This is a genomic window from Candidatus Dactylopiibacterium carminicum, from assembly GCF_014736495.1.
GTDB lineage: Bacteria > Pseudomonadota > Gammaproteobacteria > Burkholderiales > Rhodocyclaceae > Uliginosibacterium > Uliginosibacterium carminicum.
The window spans coordinates 24,997-33,386 of the sequence record NZ_MDUX01000037.1; the positions used below are offsets into that span (position 1 = coordinate 24,997).

Here is an 8,390-nt window from a genome sequence, read left to right on the forward strand (position 1 = left end):
GTCGAAACCGCCCTTACGCAGCGCCGCAACCGCCGTCTGCTCACCTTCGTGGGCACGGTCGTGATCATCGCCGGAGCCGCTTCGGCCTACTGATTCTTCCACGGTGCGCATTTCGTGTCGACCGACAACGCCTACACGGCGGCCGAAGTCGCCCAGATCACACCGGCCGTGGCCGGCACCGTGGCAGAGGTGAAGGCCAGCGACACCCAGTTCGTCAAGCGCGGGGATGTACTGGTGAACATCGACCCGGTGGATGCCCGCCTGGGGCTGGCACAGGCCGAGGCCGAGCTGGAGCGCGCCATCCGCCGCGTGAAGGCCTACCAGACCACCGACGGCAATCTCGCCGCGCAGATACAGGCGCGCGAAGCCGACAGCCAACGTGCCGCGGCCCAGCTGACCGCAGCCCAGGCGGATTTCGAACGCGCCCGCGTGGATCTGCAGCGCCGCGAAGCGCTGGTGGAGTCCGGCTCGGTTTCCGGCGATGAGCTGACCCGTGCGCGCAACGCCTTCAAGGCCAGCGAAGCCAACCTCGCAGCAGCCATCGCGGCGGAGCAGCAGGCCAGCGCCAATCTGCGCTCGGCCAAAGCCGCCCGGGAAACCAATGCCATCCAGATCGCCGAACCCAGCGTGGCGCAGAACCCAGAAGTCGTGGCCGCCCGTGCCCGGCTCGAGCAGGCGCGCGTGGATCTGGAGCGCACCGTGATCCGTGCCCCCATCGATGGCGTGGTGGCCAAGCGCCAGGTGCAGGTCGGCCAGCGCGTGCAGCCCGGCATGCCATTGATGGCCGTGGTGCCGGTGGGCGATATCTACGTGGATGCCAATTTCAAGGAGGTGCAGTTGCAAAGGGTTCGTACCGGTCAGCCGGTGACGCTGCATGCCGACCTCTACGGCAAGGATGTGACCTATCACGGCGTGGTGGAAGGCTTCTCCGGCGGCTCGGGTTCGGCCTTCTCGGCCATTCCCGCACAGAACGCCACCGGCAACTGGATCAAGGTGGTGCAGCGCCTGCCGGTACGCGTGAAGCTGGATGCTGCGGAGCTGCAGGCCAACCCGCTCAAGGTCGGGCTTTCCATGCACGCCGAGATCGACACCCGCGGCCAGCGTAACTGAGCAGGATCGCTTCCATGAGCCAAGCCATTCCCGCGCCTGCCGGCGCTGCCAGCACGTGGCTGACCGGCCCCATGCTGTGGGTGGCCGCCCTGATCCTGGCGGCGGCCAATTTCATCGCCGTACTCAACATGACCATCGCCAACGTGGCGGTGCCCAACATTGCCGGTGCGCTGGGTGCGGCCACCAGCCAGGGCACCTGGGTCATCACCTCCTACGCCGTCGGCGAGGCGATCACCGTGCCGCTCACCGGCTGGCTGGCCGCGCGCTTCGGTGCAGTGAAGGTGTTCGTGGGTTCGATGATCCTGTTCGGTGTGTTTTCCATCATCTGCGGTCTCTCCACCTCGATCGGCCTGCTGGTGGTGGCACGCGTGTTCCAGGGGCTGTGCGGCGGCCCGCTGATGCCGCTGTCGCAAACCCTGCTGCTGCGCATCTTCCCCAAGAGCAAGGCTGGCGCCGCGATCGCCTTGTGGTCCATGACCACCCTGGTGGCGCCCGTGGTCGGCCCCATCCTCGGCGGCTGGCTGTGCGACGAATACAGCTGGTCCTGGGTATTCCTGATCAACGCACCGATCGCCATCGGCTTCGGGCTATACGCCTGGCGCCTGCTCAAGCCCTATCAGGCGTTGGGCGAACGCAGCCGCATCGACCTGGTGGGGCTCGGCTTACTGGTGATCTGGGTGGCCGCCCTGCAGATCATGCTGGACGAAGGCAAGAACCTGGACTGGTTCTCCTCCCCGCAGATCGTCACGCTGGCCATCGTGGCCGCCATCGGTTTCGGGCTGTTCCTGATCTGGGAACTGCATGAGCCCAATCCCATCGTGGATCTGCAGGTGTTCCGCCACCGTGGCTTCACGGTAAGCGTGCTCACCATCAGCGTGGCCTTTGCCGCCTTCTTCGGCGTGAATGTGCTCACGCCCCTGTGGCTGCAAAGCTTCATGGGGTACACCGCCACCATTGCCGGCCTTGCCACGGCATGGACCGGAGTGACCGCATTCTTCGTGGCGCCCATGGCTGCTTCCAGCAAACGCGATCCGCGTCTGCTGGTGTTCGCGGGCGTGCTGTGGCTCGGATTGGTCACCCTGTGGCGCACCATCGCCACCACCGACATGGGATTCTGGGATGTCGCCATACCGCTGGGGGTGATGGGGCTGGGCATGCCTTTCTTCTTCATCCCCACCACGTCGCTTGCGCTGGCCAGCGTGGACGAGCGCGAGATGGATTCGGCAGCGGGCCTGATGAACTTCCTGCGCACGCTCTCCGGCGCCTTCGCCACTTCGCTGGTCACCACGGCCTGGAGCGACCGGATCACCTACAACCATGCCGAGCTGGTCGGCGTGGCCGATCGGGATCACGCGCTGCTGGGCCAGCTCACCCAGGCCGGCACGCCGCCGGAAACGGCCACGCAGGTGATCGACCATCTGATCACCTCGCAGAGCGTGATGCTTTCCACCAATCAGGTCATGACCGCGATCGCGGTGATGTTCATCGGTGCCGCCGCCATCATCTGGCTGGCACCCAAACCCGGTCGTAGCGTCGAGCCCGGCGCGGGCGGCCACTGACGGAGGACAGACCATGTTCCAGCATCTGCTCGTTCCCACGGACGGCTCACCGCTGTCGCAGGAAGCCGTTGCCCGGGCCGCCAGTTTCGCGCGCGAAGCCGGCGCTAGGGTCACGCTGTTCTATGCCAGCCCAGACTCGCCCGCAGCCTACGATGGAGTGGGGGCCATCAGCGACGCCCATATCACGCAAACTGTGCGGGATCAGCTGGCAAGCGCCAGCCAGGAAATTCTGGACGCAGCGGAAGCCTGCATGCGGGAGGCCGGCGTTCCCTGTGAACGCCTGGCGCTCAAGGGCAACAAGCCGTGGGAGCTGATCATCAAGGCCGCCAGCCAGCGTAGCTGCGATCTGATCTTCATGGCCTCGCACGGGCGCCGTGGCGTCAGCGCCCTGCTGCTCGGCAGCGAGACGCAGAAGGTGCTGACTCACTCGAAGATCCCGGTACTGGTGTTTCGCTGAACAGCCCCGCAGGCGCCATTTGTCTAGTCCCAGCCGGTGGGGGCTGCGGCCTGCGGGCAACCCACCTGCCACACGCGGCGGTCTTCCAAGCGCATCGCCGTCAGGCTGCCGCCCCACACACACCCCGAATCGAGCGCGATCACCGCGCCCATGTCGCGGAACCCCAGCGCCGACCAGTGCCCGTGGATCACCGTATGCGTGCGCCAGCGTGCCTGCGGAAAATCGAACCAGGGCACGAAATCCGGCGCGCTCTCCGGCAGCCCCTTGGCCTTCAGCGCGAGGCGACCGTCCGGGGTGAGGAAACGCAGGCGGCAGAAAGTATTCACGATCACGCGCAGGCGGTCCGCCCCGGCCAGATCATCCTGCCAGCGATCCGGCTTTCCACCCCACAGACGGCGCAGGAAGTCGCGCCAGTCATCGGCGCGCAAAGCGGTTTCGGCCTCCTTGGCCAGCGCCAGCGCCTGATCGACGCTCCATTCCGGCAGCAGGCCGGCATGCACCATGGCGAAGCCGTCTTCCGCATGCATCAGCGGCTGCCGTCGCAACCAGTCGGTCAGCTCGGCACAATCCGGCGCATCCAGCAGATCCTGCAAGGTATCGTCCTCGCCGCGCTGCACGGCACCGGCTACCACGGCCAGAAAGTAGAAATCGTGGTTGCCCAGCACGCAGCTTGCCCGCTCGCCCAGCGCCCTGATACGACGCAGTACCTCGATATTGCCAGGGCCACGATTGACCAGATCGCCAGCGATCCACAGACGATCCAGTGCGGGATCGAAATCACAGGCTTGCAGCAGTTCTTCGAACGGGCCGGGGCAGCCCTGGATGTCGCCGATGGCGTAGCGGTAGCGGGTGGGGGTCATGGCGGAATTCTAGGGCTGTTCGCAAACGCGAACACACCCGGAAACGATGAAACACAGATCGGATGGGCATGAGGCCCGGCAGCCCAGGTTCAAGGGCGGTCACCCACGCGACGAGCAGCGGATACCATGAAAATGGTCCCTCGTTCCATCGCAATGCGATGGCCCGGTCCCCCAGGAGGACGCTTTTTCATCTTGGAGCGGCCCGGCGATGAAAAAAACCGCACCGGCTTACGCACGGTGCGGTTCTGTTTTACCAAGTGCCGGCGCTCAGGCGAGCTTGCCAGCCACCCAGTCCTTCACTCCGGCGAGCGCGGCGGGCAGCGCAGCGGCATCGGTGCCGCCAGCCTGGGCCATGTCGGGACGGCCACCGCCCTTGCCACCGATCTGCTGGGCGACGAAATTGACCAGATCCCCCGCCTTGACCTTGCCGGTAAGGTTAGCCGTAACCCCCGCGATCAGCGAGACCTTGCCGTCATTCACGGCAGCCAGCACCACGGCAGCGGAACCCAGCTTGTCGCGCAACTTGTCGACCGCCTCGCGTAGGGCCGGCACATCGGCACCGCTCAACGTGGCAGCCAGCACGCGTGCGCCAGCGATCTCCACGGCCTGGGCGACGAGGGCATCGCCCTGACTGCTGGCAAGCTTGCTCTTGAGCGCAGCCAGTTCCTTTTCCAACGCACGCAAGTGCTCCAGCGTCTGCCCGAGCTTGGTCGGCACCTCACCCGCAGGCGCCTTCAGCGCGGCAGCCACCACACCCAGCGCGGCATCGCGTTCGAGCACGTAGCGCAGGGCGTTCTCGCCGGTGACGGCCTCCACGCGGCGCACACCGGCGGCCACGCCGCTCTCCATCACGATCTTGAAGAAACCGATGTCACCGGTGCGCGCCACGTGGGTGCCACCGCACAACTCGCGCGAACTGCCAATATCGAGCACCCGCACCGAGTCACCGTACTTCTCGCCGAAGAGCATCATGGCGCCGGTCTTCTGCGCTTCCTCGATGGGCATCACACGGGCCTGGGTAGCCGCGTTGGTGAGGATCTCGCGGTTGACGATCTCTTCGACCTTGCGGATCTGCTCGTCCGTCACCGGCGCGTTCTGCGCAAAGTCGAAACGGGTCTTGTCGGCATCGACCAGCGAGCCCTTCTGCTGCACGTGATTGCCCAGCACTTCGCGCAGGGCCTTGTGCATCAGGTGGGTGACCGAGTGGTTGCGCGCGGTGGCGGCGCGACGCACGCCATTGACGCGCGCATCGATGATGTCACCGATGCGGATCTCGCCTTCGACGACGCGGCCATGATGACCGAACACGTCGGCCTGGATCTTCTGCGTGTCATCCACTTCGCAGCGTGCGGTGCCGTTCTGCAGGAAACCGGAATCGCCCGCCTGGCCGCCGGATTCGGCGTAGAACGGGGTGTTGTCCAGCACCACCACGGCATCGTCGCCGGCACGCACAACCTCGACCGGGCTGCCTTCGACGTAAAGCGCAGTGACCCGCGCATCCTCGACCCACAGCTTTTCGTAGCCATGGAAGGTGGTGGGCGTACCGCTGTATTCCAGCCCTTGCGCCATCTTGAATTTGCCGGCGGCACGCGCTTGCTCGCGCTGGCGAGCCATGGCCGCGTTGAAACCTGCCTCGTCGACCGACAGGCCACGCTCGCGCAGCACGTCGGCGGTCAGATCCAGCGGGAAGCCGTAGGTATCGTGCAGCTTGAAGGCGATCTCGCCATCAAGCACCTGCACGCCCCTCGTCGTCATGAGCACCAGCGTTGCCTCAAGAATCTCCATGCCATACGCGATGGTCTGGAAGAAACGCTCTTCCTCCTGCTTGAGCACCTCGGTCACACGGCGCTGCTTGGCGACCAGCTCGGGATAGGCCGCGCCCATCTCCTCGGTCAGCGCAGCTACCAGCTTGTAGAAGAAGGGCTTGCGCGCGCCGAGCTTGTAGCCGTGGCGAATGGCACGGCGGGCGATCCGGCGCAGCACGTAGCCACGGCCTTCGTTGCTGGGCACCACGCCGTCGGCCACGGTGAAGGCACAGGCACGGATGTGATCGGCAATCGCCTTCAGCGAGGGCGAATCCGGATCGATGTCGGCCCCGCCGGCAGCCTCGACTTCGCGGCGAGCCGCGGCCATGAGGTTCACGAAGAGGTCGATGTCGTAGTTGGTCGGCACGTTCTGCAGCACGCGCGCCAGGCGCTCCAGGCCCATGCCGGTATCCACCGAGGGTTTGGGTAGCGCGTCCATCACGTAATTGCCGTTCTCGTCGAGGCGACGGTTGAACTGCATGAATACGTTGTTCCACACCTCGGTATAGCGGTCGCCATCCTCATCCGGGCTTCCGGGGGGACCGCCGGCCACCGACGGGCCGAAGTCGTAGAAGATTTCCGAGCACGGACCGCACGGACCGGTGTCACCCATCATCCAGAAGTTGTCGGAGGCGTAACGCGCGCCCTTGTTGTCACCGATACGCACCACGCGCTCGGGCGGCAGCCCGATCTGCTGGGTCCAGATCTCGTAGGCCTCGTCATCCTCGGCATACACCGTGGCCCACAGGCGGTCCTTGGGCAGCTTGAAGACTTCGGTGAGCAGCTCCCAGGCGTACCTGATCGCATCCTGCTTGAAGTAGTCACCGAAGCTGAAGTTGCCCAGCATCTCGAAGAAGGTGTGATGGCGCGCGGTATAGCCGACGTTTTCCAGATCGTTGTGTTTGCCACCGGCGCGAATGCATTTCTGCGCGGTGGTGGCACGCGTGTAGGGGCGCTTGTCGAAGCCGAGGAAGACATCCTTGAACTGGTTCATCCCGGCGTTGGTAAACAGCAGGGTGGGATCGTCGCCTGGCACGACCGGGCTCGACGGCACGATCTGATGGCCCTTGGAGGCGAAGAAATTCAGGAAGGTGGAGCGGATGTCTGCGGCTTTCATGGGTGGCCGAAAAGCGTCAAAAAAACAGAGTCGCGCATTCTACCTCCTGAAGCCTCACCGCGTATGCCCGTGCTTTTGCCCCGGATCAGGCGCAAACCGGCACAAAAAGACCATAATCACGCGCTTTCGCGCCCGCTGGATGGGTGCTCCTGCCGAAATCCCAACATGCACATCGTCATTGTCGGCGCCGGTCTGGCCGGCGTCAGTGCCGCCTGGTACCTGCGCGAGCGCGGCCACCAGGTCAGCGTGATCGACCGCGATCCCGGTCCGGCCCTCGAAGCGAGCTACGCCAACGGCGGCCAGATTTCCATCAGCCACCCCGAGCCCTGGTCCAACCCTGGCGCGCCGTTGCAGATCATCAAATGGCTGGGCCGCAAGGATGCCCCGCTACTCTTCCGCTGGCCGGCAGAAGCCGCGCGCATCCACTGGGGACTGCAGTTCCTGCGCGAATGCCTGCCTGCACGCAGCCAGCGCAACACCGTGTCCATCGCCCGCCTGGCGGCCTACAGCGGCGAGCAGCTGCGCCTGCTGCGCGAAGCCACCGGCATCCATTACGACGAGCTCTCGCGCGGTGTGCTGCATCTGTATTTCACGCCTGCCGGTCTGCGCCACGGACAGGCCCAGTTCCGCGTGCTGCGCGAACTGGGCATCGGTGCCTGCATGCTCGATGCCGCACAGTGCGTCGAGACGGAACCCTCGCTGCTGCGCATCCGGGATCGCATTGCCGGCGGAATGCTCGGCACCGATGACGAAAGTGGTGATGCGCAGCGCTTCGCCAGCGAACTGGCCGCACGTTGTGCCGCGGCTGGTGTCGTCTTCCATTACGACACCGAAGTCGGCGCGATCTCGCATGCGGATGGCCGCATCACCGGCCTGGAACTGTTGCGCCAGGGCAGCCGCGAACAACTGGCTGCCGACGCCTATGTGCTGGCCGCCGGCGCCTGGAGCCCACACCTCGCGCGCGCGCTGGGCGAGCGCCTGCCGATCTATCCGGTGAAGGGCTACTCGGCCACGCTGCGCATCCAGGACGCACGCCGCGCGCCCAGCGTGAGCCTGACCGACGAGGCGCGCCGCATCGTCTGCTCGCGTCTGGGGGATCGCCTGCGCATCGCCGGCACGGCCGAGCTCAATGGCTACGATACGGATATCGACCCGGTGCGCAGCCAGGCGCTGCTGCGCTGGGTGGAAGATATCTTTCCGGGCGTCTGTGCACTCGACGAACCCAACGCGTGGGCCGGCCTGCGCCCGACCACGCCGAGCAACCTGCCCATCATCGGGCGCAGCCGGCGCATGGCGAACCTCTACTACAACACCGGCCACGGCACCCTGGGCTGGACGCTGGCCGCCGGCTCGGCCCGCGCGTTGGCCGATATCGTCGATCAGCGCCCGCCGGCAGTCGACTTTCCCTTCGGCGGATAGGCACCATACTAGGGCGTGTTCACAGTAGCCAGATATAGGCGCATGCGAGATGCAAGAAGGCGC

General features: G+C 65.7%; 6 protein-coding genes. 4 read left to right on the plus strand and 2 right to left on the minus strand.

The genetic code is table 11. The features are described 5' to 3' along the window. Window positions 1-114: 114 nt before the first annotated feature. Genes BGI27_RS11485 through BGI27_RS11495 form a run of 3 tightly spaced genes read left to right on the plus strand, consistent with a single transcriptional unit; the run spans window position 115 to window position 3,126 of the window. Complete coding sequence (locus BGI27_RS11485; RefSeq protein ID WP_272896539.1) at window positions 115-1,110, plus strand: HlyD family efflux transporter periplasmic adaptor subunit; 996 nt, start codon at window positions 115-117, stop codon at window positions 1,108-1,110. Between the two features lie 14 nt (window positions 1,111-1,124). After that, window positions 1,125-2,669, plus strand: a complete 1,545-nt coding sequence (locus BGI27_RS11490) for a DHA2 family efflux MFS transporter permease subunit (RefSeq protein ID WP_223871767.1) — start codon at window positions 1,125-1,127, stop codon at window positions 2,667-2,669. Window positions 2,670-2,682: 13 nt separating this feature from the next. Next, window positions 2,683-3,126, plus strand: coding sequence for a universal stress protein (locus BGI27_RS11495; RefSeq protein WP_095525009.1), 444 nt, complete (start codon window positions 2,683-2,685; stop codon window positions 3,124-3,126). Window positions 3,127-3,149: 23 nt separating this feature from the next. Here the strand turns inward: BGI27_RS11495 and BGI27_RS11500 are convergent, their stop codons facing one another. Further along, window positions 3,150-3,986 (minus strand): symmetrical bis(5'-nucleosyl)-tetraphosphatase, encoded by an 837-nt coding sequence (locus BGI27_RS11500; protein ID WP_095525010.1) that lies wholly within the window; start codon window positions 3,984-3,986, stop codon window positions 3,150-3,152. Between the two features lie 267 nt (window positions 3,987-4,253). Continuing rightward, the gene (alaS, locus tag BGI27_RS11505) at window positions 4,254-6,908 is read right to left on the minus strand and encodes an alanine--tRNA ligase (RefSeq protein WP_095525011.1); all 2,655 of its coding nucleotides are present in this window, start codon (window positions 6,906-6,908) and stop codon (window positions 4,254-4,256) included. A gap of 165 nt (window positions 6,909-7,073) precedes the next feature. Here alaS and BGI27_RS11510 point away from each other — a divergent pair, with 165 nt between their 5' ends. After that, window positions 7,074-8,327 carry a D-amino acid dehydrogenase gene (locus BGI27_RS11510; RefSeq protein ID WP_095525012.1) on the plus strand — a complete coding sequence of 418 codons (1,254 nt, stop codon included), beginning with the start codon at window positions 7,074-7,076 and terminating at the stop codon, window positions 8,325-8,327. The last annotated feature ends 63 nt before the right edge of the window (window positions 8,328-8,390 follow it).

Bases quoted from the DNA above. Each gene is read 5' to 3' on its own strand.
- BGI27_RS11490 (WP_223871767.1), top strand. From the start codon at position 1,125: ATGAGCCAAGCCATTCCCGCGCCTGCCGGCGCTGCCAGCACGTGGCTG.
- BGI27_RS11500 (WP_095525010.1), bottom strand. From the start codon at position 3,986: ATGACCCCCACCCGCTACCGCTACGCCATCGGCGACATCCAGGGCTGC.
- BGI27_RS11510 (WP_095525012.1), top strand. From the start codon at position 7,074: ATGCACATCGTCATTGTCGGCGCCGGTCTGGCCGGCGTCAGTGCCGCC.
- BGI27_RS11495 (WP_095525009.1), top strand. From the start codon at position 2,683: ATGTTCCAGCATCTGCTCGTTCCCACGGACGGCTCACCGCTGTCGCAG.
- alaS (WP_095525011.1), bottom strand. From the start codon at position 6,908: ATGAAAGCCGCAGACATCCGCTCCACCTTCCTGAATTTCTTCGCCTCC.